The sequence below is a fragment of the Stenotrophomonas sp. Sm2128 genome, from assembly GCF_030985535.1.
GTDB classification, from domain to species: Bacteria; Pseudomonadota; Gammaproteobacteria; order Xanthomonadales; family Xanthomonadaceae; genus Stenotrophomonas; species Stenotrophomonas maltophilia.
Window position 1 is genome coordinate 1 of record NZ_JAPTFQ010000016.1, and the last position, 19,001, is coordinate 19,001.

Consider the following 19,001-nt stretch of genomic DNA (forward strand, 5'->3'; position numbering starts at 1 on the left):
ACCGGCACGCCGAAATCCAGCTGCACGCGCATCAGGCCCTCGGCGCAGCGGCCGGCACTACCCATTACAGGGTGACCGCCTCCACCACTTCCAGGCCGTAACCGGCCAGGCCGATCTGGCGGCGCGGGGTGCCCAGTACGCGCAGCTTGCCCAGGCCCAGGTCGGACAGGATCTGCGCACCGGCACCGTTGCGGCGCCACTGGCTCACGTCCTTGTCCTTGCCCGGTACCACCGGCGCCGGCTGCTGGCGCAGGCGGGCCAGCAGGGCTTCACCGTCGCGCGGGGCCTGCAGCACCACCATCACGCCGGCGCCTTCGGCATCGATCGCGCGCAGGGCATCGGTGGCGGCCACGCCGAAGTCATCGCGGCGCCAGTGCAGCAGGTCGGCCAGCGGGTTTTCCACCTGAACGCGCACCAGGGTCGGGGTGTCCGCATCCGGCGTGCCACGTACCAGCGCGAAATGCAGGTCATGGGCAATGCGGTCGCGGTAGGTCACCAGCTTGAACGGGCCGAATTCGGTGTCGATCTCACGTTCATCGACGCGTTCAACGGTCTTTTCGGTGGCCAGGCGGTAGGCAATCAGGTCGGCGATGGAGCCCATCTTCAGGCCGTGCTCGCGGGCGAACACTTCCAGCTCCGGGCGGCGCGCCATGCTGCCATCCGGGTTCAGGATCTCCACCAGCACGCCGGCCGGTTCCAGCCCGGCCAGCATGGCCATGTCCACGGCCGCTTCGGTGTGGCCGGCGCGGGTCAGCACGCCACCCGGCTGGGCGATCAGCGGGAAGATGTGGCCCGGCTGGTGCAGGTCCGACGGCTTGGCGTTGGGCTTCACCGCGGTGCGGATGGTGTGGGCGCGGTCATGCGCCGAAATGCCAGTGGTGACGCCCTCGGCGGCCTCGATGCTGACCGTGAAGTTGGTCTGGAACTGGGCGGTATTGGCCTGCACCATCGGCGCCAGGCCGAGATCGGCGGCGCGGGTACGGTTCAGCGGCAGGCACACCAGGCCACGGCCGTGGGTGACCATGAAGTTGATGTCGCTGGCCTTGACCAGCTCGGCGGCCATGATCAGGTCGCCTTCGTTCTCCCGGTCTTCGTCATCGACGATGACGACCATGCGGCCCAGGCGGATGTCTTCCAGGATGTCCGGAATCGGGGCGAAATTCATGCGACATCTCCCTGTGGGTGCTGACCGTTGGTCGGCACACTGATCAGCCGCTCCACATAACGGGCGACCAGATCGATTTCAAGATTGACCGCGCTGCCCACGCCTGCGGCGGAGAAGGCAGTGTTGGCGACCGTGTGCGGGATCAGGGCGACCTCAAAACCTTCATCGTCCACTTCGTTGACGGTGAGGCTGACGCCGTCCACGCAGATCGAGCCCTTCTTGGCGATGTAGCGGCGCAGCGCCGCCGGCGCGGCGAAACGCCAGCGCTGGGCACGCGCGTCTTCGTGGATGGACAGCACCTGGCCCAAGCCGTCGACGTGGCCGCTGACCAGATGGCCGCCCAGGCGGTCGGTCGGGCGCATGGCACGCTCCAGGTTGATGACCGCCCCTTCGCCCAGCTGACCCAGCGTGGTCAGGCCCAGGGTCTCGGTGGAGGCATCGGCCTGGAAGCTGCTGGCGTCGAATGCGATGACGGTGAGGCAGACGCCGTTGATGGCAATGCTCTCGCCCATCTGCACGTTGTCGAACGGCAGATTCCCGACATTGAAGGTGAAGCGGACATCGCCGCCGATGGGTTCGCGAGCGGCCAGACGGCCGACGCCTTCGATGATTCCAGTAAACACGTAACGTTCTCCGCGGAATGTGAGCGAAAAACGCCGCAAGGCAAACAGGCGCACGCAGGGCATGAGCCCTGTGGCACCGTCTTCTTTCATCCGGACTATGACCGTCGGCTCCGGCATTGGACCGGATCTGCTGACCCCCGGCCGTGGGCCGGAGCGCTCGCGGGCTCGTGCTTGTGCACCTACCGCCGGTGGGGAATTGCACCCCGCCCTGAAGACGTTTGTGTACCGGCGAACCGGCGTGGCTAGTGTACCAGCCCGGGCTGAACGGGGTCGGATGCCACAGCTGTGACGGCCGTCGCTCGCAATTTGTAAAACTTTCATTAAAATTCTGCCCCGGACGACATGAGGTCGCCACGGGCAGCCCGCAGGGCAGGCCCGCCAATGGACTGAAATTCACAGGAATTCCCATGCGCAAGATCCTGATCGTGGCCGCCCTGCTGGCCGCCGCCCCGTTCTCGGCTTCGGCCGACGCCCTGAGCTACACCTACGTTGAAGGCGGCTGGACGCAGGTCAAGGTTGACGACAACGCACTGGACGACCCGAAGGTCGACGGCGGCTACCTGCGTGGCTCGGTAGCCATCGCCGAACAGGTCTACGTGTTCGGTGGCTGGTCGCGTACCAGCAAGACCAATCACTACGGCAATGATTCGCTGAAGCTGGAACTGAACCAGCCGGAGCTCGGCATCGGCTACCACATGCCGTGGACCGACCGCCTGGACTTCACCGCCGATGCCGCGTGGGTGCGCCAGAACGCCGAAGCCACCGTCCGCTACGACGGCCTGCGTTTCAGCCAGAAGGATCACACCAACCTGGGCCGCGTCACCGTGGGCCTGCGTGGCAAGCCGTCGCGCATGACCGAAGCCTGGGTCAAGACCGGCTACATGGACGGTGGCAACAACTTCAAGGGCACCTGGGTCGGCACCCTGGGTGGCCAGATCAACTTCACCAAGACCTGGGGTCTGGTGGGCGAGATCTCCGGCTACCGCGATGTCACCCAGTACTCGGCCGGCGTCCGCGCCAGCTTCTGATCCAACGATCGCTCCTCGTCGTGCGATCGAACGGGCCCCGCAAGGGGCCCGTTTTTTTTGTCCACTGCACACCGTCACCTGGCTGCATCGCGCCATCGAAAGTGTGGGCAGATGCGCTAGGCTTGCGCGCCTCTGGAACAGGAAAACACCGTCATGAAGACCCCCACCCGTACCCTTCTGGCCAGCGTGCTGCTGTGCGCCCCGCTGATTGCCAGCGCGGCACCGGCCCAACTGACGCCCGAGCAGGCCTTCGACCTGTATGCACGCGTGCTGCTGGAAGACGACGCGGCCGCCACGCGCACGCTCAACGACGCACTGAAGCCGGCGTTCGAGGGCCAGGATGCCGTGACCCCCAACCCGGGTGCGCTGGCCAAGGCCTTGGCCGAACCCTGGCAGACCGTACTGGCCAGCACCGGCGCCAAGGTCGACGCTGCGGGCACCGAAGCGCTGTATGCCAAGGCGCTGCGTGATTCGAAGTGCCGCGCGACCAAGAGCGTGATCGAAGACAACGAATACGTTGAAGACCAGAAGCTGGCGCGGATCACCTACAGCTGCCAGCTGCCCGACCTGGGCAAGGTGCGCCCGCTGTTCGCTGCCAGCCTGGCCGACAATGCCAGCCCGGCCGCGCGCAAGCAGTTCACCGATGCCTATACCCAGGCACTGCAGAGTGGCGCGCGCGTGCCGGTCAGCAGCACCTTCACCCTGTACCCGGCCAAGGACAACGGCTACTGGTACAGCGGCAACTTCGATGACCTGGTGGGCACCGTAGCCGGTGCACTGGCACCGTTCGAGGACTGGATGCAGGACGCGCAGGCAGCCAACGCGCCGAAAGTGACCGGCGTACCAGGCTGCGACCTGCTGCTGCAGCAGCACCGCGCCTGCGTGGCGAAGATCGCACCCGACCAGATCAGCGGCGTGGACGCGATGGCCGAGGAACTGAAGGCCAAGGCGCAGGTGAAGTCGACCGATGAGATGACGCAGGAGTGCAAGGCACTGCGCCCGATCGCCGAGATGATGTGGACCGACGAATGCGCGTGAGCCGGTAAGCGGTAGCGCCGGGTCATGCCCGGCGACACCAGGCTGCCGTCATCCTTCGTCATCATCGTCCGGATGTTCACCGAACTCCGGACGATTCTGCTGGTACTCGCAGCCGTGCAGGGTCTTGCCGGGCGCCCACGCACGCACGATGCGCGCGCGATCTTCCAGCCAGCCATCGGCCGCCGTGCCGGTATCGTAGAAGCCTACGAAAGCAGCGTCGCTCCAGCCATCGTAGGGTGGCAGAAGCCATTCTTCGGCCAGCGTTTCGGCGATATCCCCGTCCAGCTCTGCGTACAAGGTCTGACCCACCTTGACCAAGCGCGAGACGGGCCTGCCGGCGATCATGATCGGTGCCGGCGGCACCCACCAGCGATTGCCCTCTTCATCTTCTCCATCCTTCCAGCCTTTGAAACGCGTATCAGTGGTGTGCGCCGACATGGTCACCGCCCAATCGGCCGTGTAATTGCGCAGTGCGTCGGCGTTGCAGCTCAGCACGTCATCGAGCTCAGTGGCGATATCCACACCCGGCGCGAACACCACGTCAGGTTCCTTGCCGCGCCTGAGCAACTGCTCCATCCGCGTGTCGTAGCGCTCCTCGCACCCCACCAGCACAGAGTCGGGGTGGGTAGAGACGCGCGACGCCGTAAGTGAACGAACCGAAAAGCCGATTTCGCTGACATTGCGCAAGGACAGGTTCCGCACATGGATGTGAGGGGCGGCGGTTGCATGTAGCGGATTCATTTCCAGCTGCTTGGATATCGTCTCAAAGGAGACATCATCAAGGATGGCCATCGTCCCTTCCGACAGCACTGCGATGCGCTGGGTCGGGTAGCCGAATACAGTGATCGGACTAGGCAGCTCGACCTCATGCAGATACGAATTGGGCTGTTTGACAACGATCCACGCATCGAATGGCGGCTTTGCACGCTTGCCATCACCCAGCACGACATCCCACACATTTCGCGACAGCGGCTCGCGTACCGAGGTGGGAGCCCGGCACTCGATGACGGCGGCCAGGTCCTGCAACGCCTGCGCGCTTGTGATGGCACGCACGGCAGCGGGATCATCGCCATCTGCGAAGGCGCCAGGCGAAACAACCATCCCAAGCGCAAGGAGCGCTGGAAGCATACGGATCCGGAAGGACTGCGCCACGATGATCACCGCTCTGGGAAACCCAGCACTGTGCATTCGCGTCACGAAGGCGGCTATGAAGAAAGTTTCAACTTTCTCCGAGGTTGTTGCCACGAGAGCAATGCGTAATTTTCAGACAAGTTGCATGGACCAATGCATGGAGCGCCCCTGATCCTCAGGGACTTCCGCCGCTTCCGTCCACGTCATGTTGAGACTTCTTTTCGCCCTGCTCCTGTGCGCGCCGCTGGGCGCAGATGCTGCAGCGCTTTCAATGGAAGACACCTTCGCTGCCTATGCGCGCGTCATCACCCAGAATGACGAGGACGCCAGAACTGCGCTGCGAAACAGCCTGCGCACTGCAGACCCGGACAACTATCCCGACATCGGAGACGTCGTTGACGCACTCTACGCATTCGAGAATCTTGCCACTGGTTTCGAAGAGCCCGCGGCCAGTGCGATCAACGCGCGCCGGAAGACCATTCACTGCCGTTCGGTCAGAACCGAGGAGGACAGCTCCTCCCATCGCGGTGTTGTGGACTACCAGTGCACGCTTCCCGATGTTTCTGGCGCCTTTGACGCCTATCGGGAGAATCTGGCGCGCTCACGTGCCGGGGACCCTGATGGCGATGCTTTCAGAACGTTCCTTCGCATCTATGCGGCAACCCTGCGCGACGCGCCTGACACCACGTACGTCGCCGCCTCCCGGGTTCGCCCCCGCCCCCAACTTCTCCGGGTTTGTCAGTGATGACGGCCGTGCCAGCATCCTGGTCGCCGAGCTGCCCTCCGAGGCCAGCAGCACAGTCAGCGGACTGTTCGTGGATGAGCCCGCTGCGCGTCGCCGCTTCGCCAGCCAGGGCGTGCAGGTCGATCATCTGGAGTCGCTCAGCGTCGAGCGGCGGACGATCCCGGTGGTCATCGGGCAGCCAGGTCGCGCACGGTTACACCTTCGAAAAGTGGATGGCGCTTTTCAGCGGCTCCCCCACCGTCATGATTACGGTTCAAGCCCCGCGTGACCATGCACTGACGCACAGGCAGGCGATGCAGGCCTTGGCGACCGTAACACTGCGTCCGCAGGCCACGCTTGAGCAGAGGATCGCCGCGATGCCTTTCAGCGTTGAGCCGGCGTCCCCTTTCCGCCTGCTGGACACCCTGTCCGGATCAGCCGTGGCACTTACGGCCGGTGAACTGGATACTGATCCCGATGGTCTGCAGCCCCTGGTAATTGTCGCGTCGCAGCTTTCTCTCCCCTTTGCCTCTGACGATCCAGAGAAGGTGTCCGATCAGTTGATTGCAGGGACCGTCAGCATTCAGGGCGGAACGATCACCTCAAGGGAGAACGTGCCGTTCGGCGGTATCGCCGGGCACCGGGTTGATGGGGTGACACCCGACGGACGCCACTACCGCAACTATCTCGCCCTGTGGCCGGATGAGCGTTTCGTCCGTTTGGTTGCCATCCTGCCGGCAGACAGTTCCAAAGAAGTGGAAGACGCGGTTGACGCCATGGCCTCCTCGGTCCGGTTCCGCGGGCCATGACACCGACGATGCGGACCGACAGATTCGCGTGAGCCTATGCCACCGGTTCAGGCGCGCGCCTTCCCCAACGCCACACATTTTCAGACAAGTTGCATGGACCCCTGCATGAGGTGCCCCTGATCCTCAGGGCCCTCCCGGACTGCCCCTGTGCCGCCATGCTGAAATCCATCGCCATCCTGCTGCTGGGAGCGCCGCTCACCGCTACCGCCGCGCACCCTGCAGCGCTCTCGCTGGAAGAGACCTTCGAGACCTATGTGCAGGTCATCGTTCACGGCGATACGCCGTCGAAGGAAAAGCTGCGCCACCATCTGCGTGCATTTGCGAACAGCGACAGCGTTGAGGTGACCGTCAACGCCATCGATGCGCTTCAGCTGCCCAAGGTCGCCTTCAACGGTACAGCAATGGAACCGGTTGCCAGTGCTCTGGAGATGCGGCAGAAGGCCATGTCCTGCACCATCACCGACATCACCCGGGAGACGGTGCATTCAACGCCACAGGCGACCGTGGCGTATCGGTGCGCTTTCCCCGACCTCTCGGGCTTCTTTCCGACCTACCGGGACGCGCAGAAGCGACGCGCCGACGTCGGCGATGATCCCGAACACGCCAGGGCGCTCTTCGCGGCATTCGCCAATGCCCTGCGCGACGCGCCGGATCATTCACATGAGGGCAGCACTGTGTTCCTGCAGTCCGCAGGCAGCGGCCACTGGATGGCTCTCGACCTGCCGTTGCTCGGTACGGCACTGCTGCAACGGATACTGCCCTTCGACGCATGGAATACGCGGATCGAAGCGGAAGCCGTACCTGTGGTTACCGGCATACCCACCTGCGACCTGATGATGGCCGCCCAGCTGGGGTTCTTTGCCCGGCATCATCCCCAGAGCCCCTTCCTGAGCAACGGCGTACTGCAACGCAATCTGCTCAAGCGTGTGGAGGGAATGAGCGACGCGGAGGCAACGCGCGACTGCCAGATCGTCCATGAGCGCAACCGGGAGCTGTGGAACAGGGAGAAGACCGAATGATGTCGGGATCCTTCATGATCCGGCATCTGGTGGCCCTGCTGCTGGGCTCGCCGCTCTGGGCGGCAGCCGCTGAACCTGCCGCGCTTTCGCTGGAAGCAACCTTCGATGCATATGCTCAGGCCAGGTTCCAGGACGATACGCCCGCCAAGGACCGGCTCCGCCGCAGCCTGCAGACCGCCGCCACGCCGGTGCCGGCCGACATCGAACTGAAGGTAGAGGGCCGCGCCTTCCAGAACCTAGCGGAGGTACACGGCGAGGCGATTGCCGACGCCCTGCAGGTACGCCGGAAGCGCATTCACTGCCGGGCAACCGGCAGCGATGTTGAAGAGATTGGAACACTCAGCGTTGGCACCGTGACCTATCGGTGCGTGCTGCCAGACATGTCCAGGCACTTCGAGGCCTATCGTGGGAGCCGAGAACGGATGAAGGATGGAAAGGGCGACCCGATGGATGATGCGTCCTTCCGTACGGCGTACGCAACGGCGCTGCGTAGTGCACCCGATGCGCTGCATGAAGGAAGCATGCGCTTCATCAGGAACGGCGACGGACCGTGGGACAGCATTGAGATGCTGTATTTCGACGCCGACATCCGCAGGCTGTTGATGCCGATGCAGGCATGGGACGAGCGCATCGAAGGCGAAGGCGTGCCTGCCGATCTCCCGCCGCAGGCCGAGTACACGCTGCAGGCGCGGGTGCTGCTGCAGAACGATGCCGAAGCGCGGCAGTTGCTGCGGGCACTGGGCGAGAACCTCGACCCTGGCGAAGCCATGGACTGGCGCCCCATCATCGAAGACGTTCCGGCGTGGTTGTCGCGCCAGGACTTCGCAGCGCCCTCGCCCGACGTCACTGCAGCCTTTGCCGAGGCACTGGCGTTGCGGCTGCCGAGGGTCAACTGTGCTGCTCGGGAATTCGTGCCATTGGGCTCGCCGGAGATCGGCATGTACACGCTGGTGTGCCAGCATCCGGACGTAGAGCCGCTGCGTCAGGCCTATCTGGCGATGCGCGCCGCGCCGGAAATCGAGCGCCAAGCGCGTATCGATGCCTTGTTCCAGCGTTGGGCCACACTACTGCGCGAGGCGCCGGCCGTACCGCATTGCACGCCGGTAGTCGGCGGATACCAGGCACGCCATGCGTTCGCGCATGCCGAGCGCATGCAGCAGTTGTACCAGGCCATTCTGTGGCGGCTGCTACCCTTCGACGTCTGGCTGGAAGAACCGGTAGTGCCAGGTCCGGATGAGCTGTGCGATCTCACATAGCATCCTCCCAGTGTGACGGCGCTGGCCGGATGGCGGGCGAAACGTGCAGGTCATCCGTGCTCGGCCCATCTTCGACGACGACAGAGGTGATCGCACTTTCAGAACCGTTGCATGGCCCTGCGCAGCCTGCATGGTCAATGCTGTTGCCCTCTTCCACCGGGGCAACCGCATGAAACACCGTATGACATCGATCGCGATCATGGTGCTGGCGCTGATGGTGTGCTGGCAGGCCGAAGCATCCAGGTTCAAAGCCACCAAGATTTTCGTCGTCCAACCCTCGGTCGCCTTCGAGTCGACCCAGCTGAGCGACAGGCAGCTGGATGCGTGGATGAGCGAAGACGATGACTGCCACGCGTTCCTGATGTATCACGACCAGTGTGCCGTGCTGGTACTGCCCCATGAGTACGACGACGGTTTCACGCGGCACCAGCTGCGGTTGAAGGCCAGGCAACTGCCGGGCGAGGCGCTGGGCGCGTACTGCCGCAACCTGCATGTGCTGTGGAAACAGCAGTGGAAGGGCCAGTGCCCGGTCGGCGAAGAAGACGACGAAGCAACCTGACGCCGAGGGCGTAGCCCTTGCTCCACGTTAGTCCTTCATGGGCGCAGCAGCAGCCTGATGTCCTCGCCCACCTGGCGCTGGTCAACCACACGCAGGCGACGCTGCTGGTCCATGGCGTCGATGCCGAGACCGGCCAGCAACGGGCGTCCGTTGTCGCCCAGCAACGTGGGGGCCTGGTACAGCAGCAGTTCGTCCACCCAGCCGCCGCGCAGCAGCGCACCCGCCAGCGTCGCGCCGGCTTCGGTGTGCACTTCATTGATGCCGCGCTCGGCCAGCAGCGCCAGCACCGCGCCCAGATCCAACCGTCCCTTTGCGCTGGGCACGCTGGCAAATTCTGCGTCCGCCGCATCCGGCGCACTCACCGCCGCATCGTGCAGGTACAGCGTCGGTGCCCCGCCCTCGCGCACGCGCCTGCATTCGAGCGAACGCAGGCGCGAGTCGAGCACCACGCGCAGTGGCGGCATCACCTCGGTGCCGGCCAAGCGCACGGTCAGCATCGGGTCGTCGGCGAGTACGGTATCGGCACCGGTCAGGATCGCGCCAGCGCGTGCCCGCCAGTGCTGCACGTCTTCGCGCGCAGCCGGGCCGGTAATCCACTTGGAGCTGCCATCGGCCATCGCGGTGCGGCCATCAAGGCTGGCGGCCAGTTTCACCCGCAGCCATGGGCGGTTGCGCTCCACGCGCGACAGGTAACCTTTGTTGAGCTCGCGCGCCTGCGCCGCCATCAGCCCTTCGACAACTTCGATGCCGGCATTGCGCAGCAGATCGAAGCCACCGCCATCGACCTTGGGGAACGGATCGCGCATCGCCGCGACCACGCGCGACACGCCTGCTTCGATCAGCGCCAGCGCACACGGCGGCGTGCGCCCGTAGTGCGCACAGGGCTCCAGGGTGACGTAGGCAGTGGCACCGCGGGCTTCGCTGCCGGCCTCGCGCAGCGCGAACACTTCGGCGTGCGGTCCACCGGCGCGCTGGTGCCAGCCCTGCCCGACCACGCGTTCGCCATGGGCGATCACGCAGCCGACCATCGGGTTGGGGCGGGTGGTGTAGGCGGCACGCCCGGCCAGGCGAAGTGCGTTGGCCATGTGCAGGTGGTCGAGGATGGAGAACGAAGTGGTCATGCGGCCATGGTAACGCCGCCGGTGTGGATCCATGCCATCAGTGCCAACCAAGGTTGGCACCCACCAGAGCAAAGGAGATCCACGCCATCAGTGCCAACCAAGGTTGAGACCCGCCAGGACAAAGTAGATCCACGCCATGCGTGGATGGGCGCCATCAGCGCCAACCAAGGTTGGCACCCACCAAGGCAGAGGCGGTCAGCCCTTCTTCTTCTTGGTCAGGGCGATCACGTCGCCCAGCAGCTGCAGCTGTTCGGTACTGGACGGCAGGTCGCGTTCAAGCTTTTCGATCTCCTCGCGGAAATCGGCCACGTCCTCGAAGCTGCGGTAGACCGAAGCGAAGCGCACATAGCCGACATGGTCGAGCTTGCGCAGTTCGTTCATGACGAACTCGCCGACCTTGATCGAGGGCACTTCGCGCTCACCGCTGATGCGCAGCTGGTGGACCACAGCGCGTACTGCCGCTTCGATCTTGTCTTCGGCCACCGCACGCTTCTGCAGCGCGCGGTCGAAGCCAGCGCGGACCTTGCGCTGGTCGAACGCTTCGCGGGTGCCATCGCTCTTGACGATGGCCGGCAGCTTCAGCTCGACTGTTTCCATGGTGCTGAAGCGCTCGCCGCAGGCTTCGCATTCACGCCGACGGCGGATCGTCGCGCCGTCTTCAGAGACGCGCGAGTCGATGACCCGGGTATCGGCATGTTGGCAGAAGGGGCAATGCATGGAACGCCTGGCTCAGGGAAATACCTATTGCCACGGTCATGGCAGCGTCGCAAAGGTACCTGAGAAGGGGCCCGGCAGCAAATGCTGTCTGCGCGGAAGTGCCTGCATTTCGGTCGAACCGAGCCTTCAGCGCGGTCAGCGCTGCGCGTTCAAGCGGGTGCCGGCGGCGCCGAGGCCGCGCGCGCCCAACGCAACCACACCAGGTGCCCTGCCATCACCAGCAGCGGTGGGCCAAAGCCGAGGAAGGCAAATGTCGAGATCTCCCCATGCTTGAAGGTGAAGTACAGCGTGGCCGCAACGACGCCCAATGCGGCCAGGGCCCCCACCCCCAGCCCTACCCAGGCGACAACCGGGGAGTGGCGCAGGCCGGTGACACCTCGCCACAGGTACAGGCCGCTCAGCCACAACCACGACAGCAGGCCGATGATTCCGGCCGACGACCACAGCAGCAACAGCCAGTGCTCGTCGCCCGTCAGATACTTGCCGTCCCATACGACCATCAACCCCAGCACGGCACCCGTGCCGCCTGCCGCCACGGCGGGCAGGCCCACCAGCAGGCCGGCGATCGCCATCCAGCGTTTGTGCAGACGCTCATCCATGCGTTCGATCTCCTTCCATGGGCCACGTCATCCGCGGCTTTTGATCCACAGCAGCATCGCAGCCGGCACCAGCATCGACGGGCCCAACAGTAACAAACCGATGCCTTCGGCATGCACGGCGATGCCCCACCACAGCGCCAGCCCCAGCGGGGGCAAGGCGGCGAGACCGCCTGCCAGCAGCATCCACCACCAGAGGCGGTGCACGTGCAGCCCGGCACGCCCCTGCATCAGAAAACCCGCGCTGAGCCACAACCAGGCCAGGCAGCCGGCAATGCCGGTCAGGCCCCACAGCGGCATCAGGGTCACCGCGGCCAGCGTGCCATGGCCGAACTGGCCCAGCCCCGTCAGCAGCAGCATCGTCGCCGCGGCACCACCCGCCACCAGGCTGGGCAGGCCAAACAGCACCGCCAGCCCGGTGTACAGGTACTTGAGGCGGCGCTCATCCACGCGGGCCTACTCCTCTGATCGCGCCGGGCCGGATGGCTCGCCCAGGGCGTCAGCACGCAGCCGCAGGAGGATCAACGTACCGGTGGGCACCAACAGGGACGGCCCGGCGAACAGCCCGCTGAGCACGGACGAACCCAGCTCGGCGAAGTAATACAGCGCCATCGCCACCAAGGGCAGGCCTGCCAGCACGCCCAGGCCCAGCAGCAGCCACCAGCGGCGTGATGCCATGTACAGCCCGCGTGCACCATCGCGCAGCCAGACGATGCTGAGTGCGACCCAGGCCACGAGGCCGGCGATCGCGCACGATCCCCACGCGAACATGCCGGCGGCAAACCACAGTTTGTCCGCGTCCAGCGAGACGAGCCCGATCACGCCCATGACCACGGCGATGCAGGCGCCGGCACCGCCGAAGAACAGGCTGGGCAGGCCGAACAGCACCGCCAGCGCGGTGTACAGGTACTTGAGGCGGCGCTCATCCATGCGCGGGATTCCTGGTGACGGGGTCAGAGCCCTTCCCTGCGGGAAGGGATCCGACCCCTGCGTCGATCCGGAAGGCGGGGGCGGATCCCTTTCCGCCAGGAAAGGGCTCTGACCCCGGCCCTGATCAGCCGTAGACCGGGTACTTGCGGCACTGCGCGCTGACGGCATCGCGCACGCGGGCAATGACGGCGTCATCGTTCGGCGCGTCGAGCACGTCGGCGATCCAGTTGGCCAGGTCCACGCAGTCCTGTTCGACGTAGCCACGGGTGGTCACCGCCGGGGTGCCCAGGCGCAGGCCCGAGGTCACGAACGGCGAACGCGGGTCGTTCGGCACCGAGTTCTTGTTGACGGTGATGTGGGCCTTGCCCAGCGCCGCTTCCGCGTCCTTGCCGGACACGTCCTTGCCGATCATGTCGACCAGCATCAGGTGGTTCTGGGTGCCGCCGGAGACGATCTTGTAGCCACGCTCGATCAGCGTATTGGCCATCGCCTGGGCGTTCTTCACCACCTGCTGCTGGTAGGCCTTGAAGCCCGGTTCCAGCGCTTCCTTGAAGGCCACGGCCTTGCCGGCGATGACGTGCATCAGCGGACCGCCCTGGATGCCCGGGAACACGATCGACTGCAGCTTCTTGACCAGGTCTTCGTCGGCGCCCTTGGCGATGATGATGCCGCCACGCGGGCCGCGCAGGGTCTTGTGGGTGGTGGAGGTGACCACGTGGGCGTGTTCCAGCGGGCTCGGGTAGACGCCTGCAGCCACCAGACCGGCAACGTGGGCCATGTCGACGAACAGGTAGGCACCGACCTTGTCGGCGATGGCGCGGAAGCGCGCCCAGTCGATCACCTGCGAGTAGGCGGAGAAGCCGGCCACGACCATCTTCGGCTTGTGCTCCAGGGCCAGGCGCTCGACTTCGTCGTAATCGATCAGGCCCTGGTCGTTCACACCGTACTGCACGGCGTTGAACAGCTTGCCCGAGGCGTTCACCTTGGCGCCGTGGGTGAGGTGGCCGCCGTGGGCCAGGCTCATGCCGAGGATGGTGTCACCCGGCTGCAGCAGGGCGAAGTACACGGCCTGGTTGGCCTGCGAGCCGCTGTGCGGCTGCACGTTGGCGTAGTCGGCGCCGAACAGCTGCTTCAGGCGATCGATCGCCAGCTGCTCGGCGATGTCCACGTACTCGCAGCCACCGTAGTAGCGCTTGCCCGGGTAGCCTTCGGCGTACTTGTTGGTCAGCTGGCTGCCCTGGGCTTCCATCACCGCCGGGCTGGTGTAGTTCTCGCTGGCGATCAGCTCGACGTGGTCTTCCTGGCGCTGGGTTTCAGCGGCGATGGCCTTGGCCAGTTCGGGATCGTAGGATTCGATGCGGACGTCACGCGGGAACATCGGGTACTCCAGCAGGCAGGGAAAAGGGGTACGGCTCAGCCCCCGATTGTAGCCCCGCACCGGCCCGCTGGGGCCGAAACGGACGGGGCCGGCATTCCCGAAGGAATCCGGCCCCGTATGGTTTCGAGGGATGTTGTGGGGTCAGACCCCTTTCCGATGGAAAGGGGTCCGACCCCGGCCGCGATCCTCAGCGGCTGCTGAGCACGTACTGGGCGATCACACCGGTGGCGATGGCCACCAGCAGCATGTTGCCGCGGTCATCGCGGATCCACTGGTGCCCGTAGGGCGGGCGACGCAGGTTGTAGCGCGGGTAGTCGTTCACCACGTAGATCGGGCCGCGGTAGTAGTCGCGATAGCGGTGGCCGACCTTCCAGCCATAGCCCGGGCCGTAGGCCGGACGATAGACCACGCGCGGCGGTGCCGGGCGGTAGTAGCGGTCATGGTCGCGATGCCAGTCGCGGCGGTCGCGTTCCCAGTCGCGACGGGCCTCGCGGCGGTCGCGCTCCCAGTCGCGGCGGTCCTGGCGCCACTCACGGCGATCCTCGCGCCATTCACGGCGGTCGTGGTCGCGGCGATGGTCGTTGTCGGCGAATGCCGGGGCCACGGCGCCCAGTGCCAGCACAGAGGCCACGGCACTGGCCATTACTCGATTGATGCGCATGTCAGACCTCTGCTTGGTGGGTGGTGAGCCCATATTGCGCAACCGATCTGAACCGTTTCCGGCTGGAAACGCTTCCCGCTGCAGGACTGTGACCGGGTATTCAGGCGATAGCCAGCCCGGCGGCGCCTCCCGGGAGCGGCCCGGAACCGGTTCCGGCTATAATTGGCGGTATTCCATTTCAGTCTGTGCCCGCTGCCGCAACGGGATCTATCCGTGACGGGTCGGGCGCAGGGCCGCGCCTACGGAGACCGCATGTCCTCGCAATACATCTACACCATGAACCGCGTGTCCAAGGTGGTCCCGCCCAAGCGGCAGATCATCAAGGACATCTCGCTGTCCTTCTTCCCGGGCGCGAAGATCGGCCTGCTGGGCCTGAACGGCGCCGGCAAGTCCACCGTGCTGAAGATCATGGCCGGCGTGGACACCGATTTCGAGGGCGAGGCCCGCCCGCAGCCGGGCATCAAGGTCGGTTACCTGGCGCAGGAACCGGAACTGGACCCGACCAAGACCGTGCGTGAAGCGGTCGAGGAAGGCGTGGGCGAAGTGCTGCAGGCCCAGGCCGCGCTGGAAGCGGTGTACGCCGCCTACGCCGAGGAAGGCGCCGACTTCGACGCGCTGGCCAAGGAACAGGAGCGCCTGGAGGCGATCCTGGCCGCTGGCGACGCACACACGCTGGAAAACCAGCTGGACGTGGCCGCCGACGCGCTGCGCCTGCCGCCGTGGGATGCCATCGTCGGCAAGCTGTCAGGTGGTGAAAAGCGCCGCGTGGCCCTGTGCCGCCTGCTGCTGCAGAAGCCGGACATGCTGCTGCTCGACGAACCGACCAACCACCTCGACGCCGAGTCGGTGGAATGGCTGGAACAGTTCCTGGCGCGCTACACCGGCACCGTGGTGGCCGTCACCCACGATCGCTACTTCCTGGACAACGCCGCCGAGTGGATCCTGGAACTGGACCGCGGCCGCGGCATTCCGTGGAAGGGCAACTACACCGACTGGCTGACCCAGAAGGACGAGCGCCTGAAGCAGGAAGACAATCAGGAAAAGGCCCGCCAAAAGGCGATCCAGAAGGAACTGGAGTGGTCGCGCCAGAACGCCAAGGGCGGCCGCACCAAGGGCAAGGCCCGTCTGGCCCGCCTGGAAGAGCTGCAGTCGGTCGATTACCAGAAGCGCAACGAGACCAACGAAATCTTCATCCCGCCGGGCGAGCGCCTGGGCAATGCGGTGATGGAGTTCAAGAACGTCTCCAAGAAGTTCGGCGACCGCCTGCTGTTCGACAACCTGAGCTTCCTGGTGCCGGCCGGTGCCATCGTCGGCATCATCGGCCCGAACGGTGCCGGTAAGTCGACCCTGTTCAAGATGATCACCGGCCAGGAAAAGCCGGATACGGGCGAGATCGTGGTCGGCCCGACCGTGAAGCTGTCCTACGTGGACCAGAGCCGCGACGCGCTGGAAGGCAACCACAACGTCTTCCAGGAAATCGCGGGCGGCCTGGACATCCTCAACATCAACGGCATCGAGATCCAGTCGCGCGCCTACATCGGCCGCTTCAACTTCAAGGGCCAGGACCAGCAGAAGATGGTCGGTTCGCTGTCCGGTGGTGAGCGTGGCCGCCTGCACATGGCCAAGACCCTGCTGCAGGGTGGCAACGTGCTGCTGCTCGACGAACCGTCCAACGACCTGGACATCGAAACCCTGCGTGCGCTGGAAGATGCGCTGCTGGAGTTCCCGGGCAACACCTTCGTCATCTCGCATGACCGCTGGTTCCTGGATCGCATCGCGACCCACATCCTGGCGTTCGAAGGCGACTCGCACGTGGAGTTCTTCCAGGGCAACTACCGCGAGTACGAAGAAGACAAGCGCCGCCGCATGGGTGACGACGCTGCGCCGAAGCGCCTGCGCTTCAAGGCGCTGAAGTAAGCCATACCGCAGAAAACGAAAGGCCGCGCTCGCGCGGCCTTTCGTCTTTCAGGCGTTCCTGTCGCCATGGATGCCCGCTTTCCGGGTGTTTTCGCCGGCCGGGATTCAACCGTTGATGAACGCAGACGCCTCAAGCGGGCTTGAATCCTTGTCGTAATCGGACTTTGCAATTCGTTGTATGTTTTCACTCGCCTGCATCGGTTTTCCTACGTTCCCGCTTCATCCCCCAACGTAGGAAACCGCAATGAAAGCACTGATCATCACCACGGCAGCCCTGCTGCTGTCGGGCACCGCCACGGCCGCGACCACCGACTGGGACGGCTTCTACCTGGGTGCCCAGGCCTCGCATGGCGAGGGGCACAGCAAGGACCGCAGCAATGCCAACGCCTCGGAAAAGAGCGTGCGCGGCTTCACCGGCGGCGTGCAGGGTGGCCGTCGCTGGCAGTTCGACAACAACATCGTGGTCGGCGTTGAAGGCGCGCTGTCGTTCGGCAACGTCAGCCGTGACTGGAAGGATCGCGAGCAGCACCGGTACAGCCCGTACTACGGCAAGGACGCGGTGACCCGTTCGGGCACCTTCGATGTGACGCTGGGCCGTGCGATGGGCCGCTGGCTGCCCTACGTCGGCGCGGGCGTGACCGTGGCCCAGCAGGAATTCACCCTGGGCTGCGACAAGTCGCTGGTGGAAGCCACCAACGGCTGCCGCGTGGCCGAATTCGAGACCCGCGCCTCGCACCTGTCCACCGGCGCCCATGCCACCGCAGGCGTGCTGTACCGCTTCAACGACCGCCTCTCGGCCGGTGCCGAATACCGCTACACCCACCTGGGTTCCAGCCCGGTGACCCTGGAAGACCCCAACTACCCTGCTGCGGCCCGTCGCAGCTTCCATACCGACTACAGCAGCGTTACGCTGAAGTTGAACTACCACTTCTAACCGCCTGGCGACGCACCCGCAGGTCCCCCAGGGCGGCAGGGCGCGCAGGCACGAGAGATCTGCGATGTCCCTGTTCGAGCGCCTGTTCCAGCTGCAGCAGCACGGCACCACCGTGCGCACCGAGCTGCTGGCCGGTGTCACCACCTTCCTGACGATGTCCTACATCGTCTTCGTGAACCCCGAAATCCTCGGCACCACCGGCATGGACGCCGGTGCAGTGTTCGTGGCCACCTGCCTGGCCGCTGCGCTGGGTTCGGCGGTGATGGCGCTGGCCGCCAACTTCCCGGTCGGCATGGCGCCCGGCATGGGCCTGAACGCGTTCTTCGCCTTCACCGTGGTCGGTGCCGCTGGCCTGCCGTGGCAGCAGGCGCTGGGTGCGGTGTTCATCTCCGGCCTGGTGTTCCTGGTGCTGTCGCTGACCGGTGTACGCGCGTGGCTGGTGTCGGGCATTCCGTCGTCGCTACGCTCGGCCATCGTGGCCGGCATCGGCCTGTTCCTGGCGATCATCGCGCTGCAGAAGTCGGGCGTGATCGTCGGCAATGAAGACACGCTGGTGGCACTGGGCCCGTTGAACACAGCGCCGCCGCTGCTGGCACTGGCCGGCTTCCTGCTGATCGCGGTGCTGGAAGCGCGCCGCATCCGCGGTGCGATCCTGATCGGCATCCTGGCCGTGACCGGCGCTGGCTGGGCATTGGGCGACGTGCAGTACCAGGGTCTGGTCTCGCTGCCGCCGAGCCTTGCACCCACCTTCCTGCAGCTGGACCTGCCGGGCCTGCTGCACCATGACGGCGGCGCACCCATCGCAGTACTTCTGCAGGTGGTGCTGGTGTTCGTGCTGGTGGAGGTGTTCGATGCCACCGGCACGCTGTACGGCGTGGTCGGCCGTGCCGGCCTGCTGAAGCTGCCGGGCGCGCAGAAGCGTTTCGGCCGCGCGCTGCTGGCCGACAGCACCGCGATCGTGGCGGGCTCGATGCTCGGCACCAGCAGCACCACGGCCTTTGCCGAAAGCGCCTCTGGCGTGCAGGTGGGCGGCCGTACCGGCCTGACCGCACTGGTGGTGTCGGCGCTGTTTCTGGCGGCGCTGCTGTTCTCGCCGTTGGCGGCGATGGTGCCCAGCTATGCCACCGCGCCGGCCCTGTTGTTCGTGGCCGGCCTGATGCTGCGTGAGCTGGTGGAAGTGGACTGGAGCGACCTGACCGAATCGGTGCCAGCCGCGCTGTGTGCGCTGGCGATGCCGTTCACCTACTCGATTGCCAACGGCCTGGCGTTCGGCTTCATCGCCTATGCCGCGCTGAAGGCCGGTACCGGGCGCTGGCGCGAAGTGCATCCGGCGGTGTGGCTGGTGGCGGTGCTGTTTACCCTGCGCTACGCGTTGGAGTGATGCCTGGCTGAGGG

Annotated in this window: 20 protein-coding genes and 1 riboswitch; of the genes, 10 read left to right on the forward strand and 10 right to left on the reverse strand. The window is 65.5% G+C overall.

Annotation, left to right across the window (positions count from 1 at the left end):
* Window positions 1-64: 64 nt before the first annotated feature.
* Together ribB and O0K41_RS06780 are read right to left on the reverse strand one after the other, a co-directional pair.
* Window positions 65-1,165 (reverse strand): 3,4-dihydroxy-2-butanone-4-phosphate synthase, encoded by a 1,101-nt coding sequence (gene ribB, locus O0K41_RS06775; RefSeq protein ID WP_049451397.1) that lies wholly within the window; start codon window positions 1,163-1,165, stop codon window positions 65-67.
* Window positions 1,162-1,788 carry a riboflavin synthase gene (locus O0K41_RS06780; RefSeq protein WP_164221741.1) on the reverse strand — a complete coding sequence of 209 codons (627 nt, stop codon included), beginning with the start codon at window positions 1,786-1,788 and terminating at the stop codon, window positions 1,162-1,164. The genes ribB and O0K41_RS06780 overlap by 4 nt, the downstream gene beginning before the upstream one ends.
* Before the next feature lie 74 nt (window positions 1,789-1,862).
* Window positions 1,863-2,008: riboswitch (FMN riboswitch) on the reverse strand.
* 187 nt (window positions 2,009-2,195) lie between these two features.
* Between O0K41_RS06780 and O0K41_RS06785 the strand changes: the two genes are divergently transcribed.
* Together O0K41_RS06785 and O0K41_RS06790 are read left to right on the forward strand one after the other, a co-directional pair.
* Window positions 2,196-2,816 (forward strand): hypothetical protein, encoded by a 621-nt coding sequence (locus tag O0K41_RS06785; protein WP_164221743.1) that lies wholly within the window; start codon window positions 2,196-2,198, stop codon window positions 2,814-2,816.
* Between the two features lie 153 nt (window positions 2,817-2,969).
* Entirely contained in the window at window positions 2,970-3,854 is an 885-nt protein-coding gene (locus O0K41_RS06790) for a hypothetical protein (protein WP_049451394.1), read from the forward strand.
* A 48-nt stretch (window positions 3,855-3,902) separates the two neighbouring features.
* Here O0K41_RS06790 and O0K41_RS06795 read toward each other — a convergent pair whose 3' ends face one another.
* Window positions 3,903-5,099: a hypothetical protein gene (locus tag O0K41_RS06795; protein ID WP_239503548.1), complete on the reverse strand. Its 1,197-nt coding sequence runs from the start codon at window positions 5,097-5,099 to the stop codon at window positions 3,903-3,905.
* 157 nt (window positions 5,100-5,256) lie between these two features.
* Between O0K41_RS06795 and O0K41_RS06800 the strand changes: the two genes are divergently transcribed.
* The 5 genes from O0K41_RS06800 (at window position 5,257) to O0K41_RS06820 (ending at window position 9,352) form a co-directional block, all read left to right on the forward strand.
* The gene (locus O0K41_RS06800) at window positions 5,257-5,730 is read left to right on the forward strand and encodes a hypothetical protein (RefSeq protein WP_164221745.1); all 474 of its coding nucleotides are present in this window, start codon (window positions 5,257-5,259) and stop codon (window positions 5,728-5,730) included.
* 74 nt (window positions 5,731-5,804) lie between these two features.
* A complete protein-coding gene (locus tag O0K41_RS06805; protein ID WP_138496782.1) occupies window positions 5,805-6,518 on the forward strand; it encodes a hypothetical protein in 714 nt (237 codons plus the stop codon).
* A 155-nt stretch (window positions 6,519-6,673) separates the two neighbouring features.
* Window positions 6,674-7,537, forward strand: coding sequence for a hypothetical protein (locus tag O0K41_RS06810; protein WP_049451390.1), 864 nt, complete (start codon window positions 6,674-6,676; stop codon window positions 7,535-7,537).
* A gap of 14 nt (window positions 7,538-7,551) precedes the next feature.
* Window positions 7,552-8,793, forward strand: coding sequence for a hypothetical protein (locus O0K41_RS06815; protein ID WP_149500713.1), 1,242 nt, complete (start codon window positions 7,552-7,554; stop codon window positions 8,791-8,793).
* Between the two features lie 181 nt (window positions 8,794-8,974).
* The gene (locus tag O0K41_RS06820) at window positions 8,975-9,352 is read left to right on the forward strand and encodes a hypothetical protein (protein WP_308304473.1); all 378 of its coding nucleotides are present in this window, start codon (window positions 8,975-8,977) and stop codon (window positions 9,350-9,352) included.
* 35 nt (window positions 9,353-9,387) lie between these two features.
* On the opposite strand, the gene ribD is transcribed toward O0K41_RS06820, so the two are convergent.
* The 7 genes from ribD to O0K41_RS06855 form a co-directional block, all read right to left on the reverse strand.
* A complete protein-coding gene (gene ribD / locus O0K41_RS06825; protein ID WP_164221747.1) occupies window positions 9,388-10,473 on the reverse strand; it encodes a bifunctional diaminohydroxyphosphoribosylaminopyrimidine deaminase/5-amino-6-(5-phosphoribosylamino)uracil reductase RibD in 1,086 nt (361 codons plus the stop codon).
* Window positions 10,474-10,668: 195 nt separating this feature from the next.
* Window positions 10,669-11,190 carry a transcriptional regulator NrdR gene (gene nrdR, locus O0K41_RS06830; protein ID WP_004143350.1) on the reverse strand — a complete coding sequence of 174 codons (522 nt, stop codon included), beginning with the start codon at window positions 11,188-11,190 and terminating at the stop codon, window positions 10,669-10,671.
* A 149-nt stretch (window positions 11,191-11,339) separates the two neighbouring features.
* Entirely contained in the window at window positions 11,340-11,789 is a 450-nt protein-coding gene (locus tag O0K41_RS06835) for a hypothetical protein (RefSeq protein ID WP_049451385.1), read from the reverse strand.
* 27 nt (window positions 11,790-11,816) lie between these two features.
* Window positions 11,817-12,236, reverse strand: coding sequence for a hypothetical protein (locus O0K41_RS06840; protein WP_164221749.1), 420 nt, complete (start codon window positions 12,234-12,236; stop codon window positions 11,817-11,819).
* Window positions 12,237-12,242: 6 nt separating this feature from the next.
* The gene (locus O0K41_RS06845) at window positions 12,243-12,716 is read right to left on the reverse strand and encodes a hypothetical protein (RefSeq protein WP_049451383.1); all 474 of its coding nucleotides are present in this window, start codon (window positions 12,714-12,716) and stop codon (window positions 12,243-12,245) included.
* Window positions 12,717-12,840: 124 nt separating this feature from the next.
* Window positions 12,841-14,094, reverse strand: coding sequence for a serine hydroxymethyltransferase (gene glyA, locus O0K41_RS06850; protein WP_088436092.1), 1,254 nt, complete (start codon window positions 14,092-14,094; stop codon window positions 12,841-12,843).
* A 187-nt stretch (window positions 14,095-14,281) separates the two neighbouring features.
* Window positions 14,282-14,755 (reverse strand): RcnB family protein, encoded by a 474-nt coding sequence (locus tag O0K41_RS06855; RefSeq protein WP_033834700.1) that lies wholly within the window; start codon window positions 14,753-14,755, stop codon window positions 14,282-14,284.
* 252 nt (window positions 14,756-15,007) lie between these two features.
* Between O0K41_RS06855 and ettA the strand changes: the two genes are divergently transcribed.
* From ettA to O0K41_RS06870, 3 genes are all read left to right on the forward strand, one after another.
* Window positions 15,008-16,672, forward strand: coding sequence for an energy-dependent translational throttle protein EttA (gene ettA / locus O0K41_RS06860; protein WP_005408049.1), 1,665 nt, complete (start codon window positions 15,008-15,010; stop codon window positions 16,670-16,672).
* Between the two features lie 244 nt (window positions 16,673-16,916).
* On the forward strand, window positions 16,917-17,606 hold the full coding sequence (locus O0K41_RS06865; protein WP_049451381.1) for an outer membrane beta-barrel protein: 690 nt from the start codon (window positions 16,917-16,919) through the stop codon (window positions 17,604-17,606).
* 64 nt (window positions 17,607-17,670) lie between these two features.
* A complete protein-coding gene (locus O0K41_RS06870; protein ID WP_005408048.1) occupies window positions 17,671-18,987 on the forward strand; it encodes an NCS2 family permease in 1,317 nt (438 codons plus the stop codon).
* Window positions 18,988-19,001: the final 14 nt, after the last annotated feature.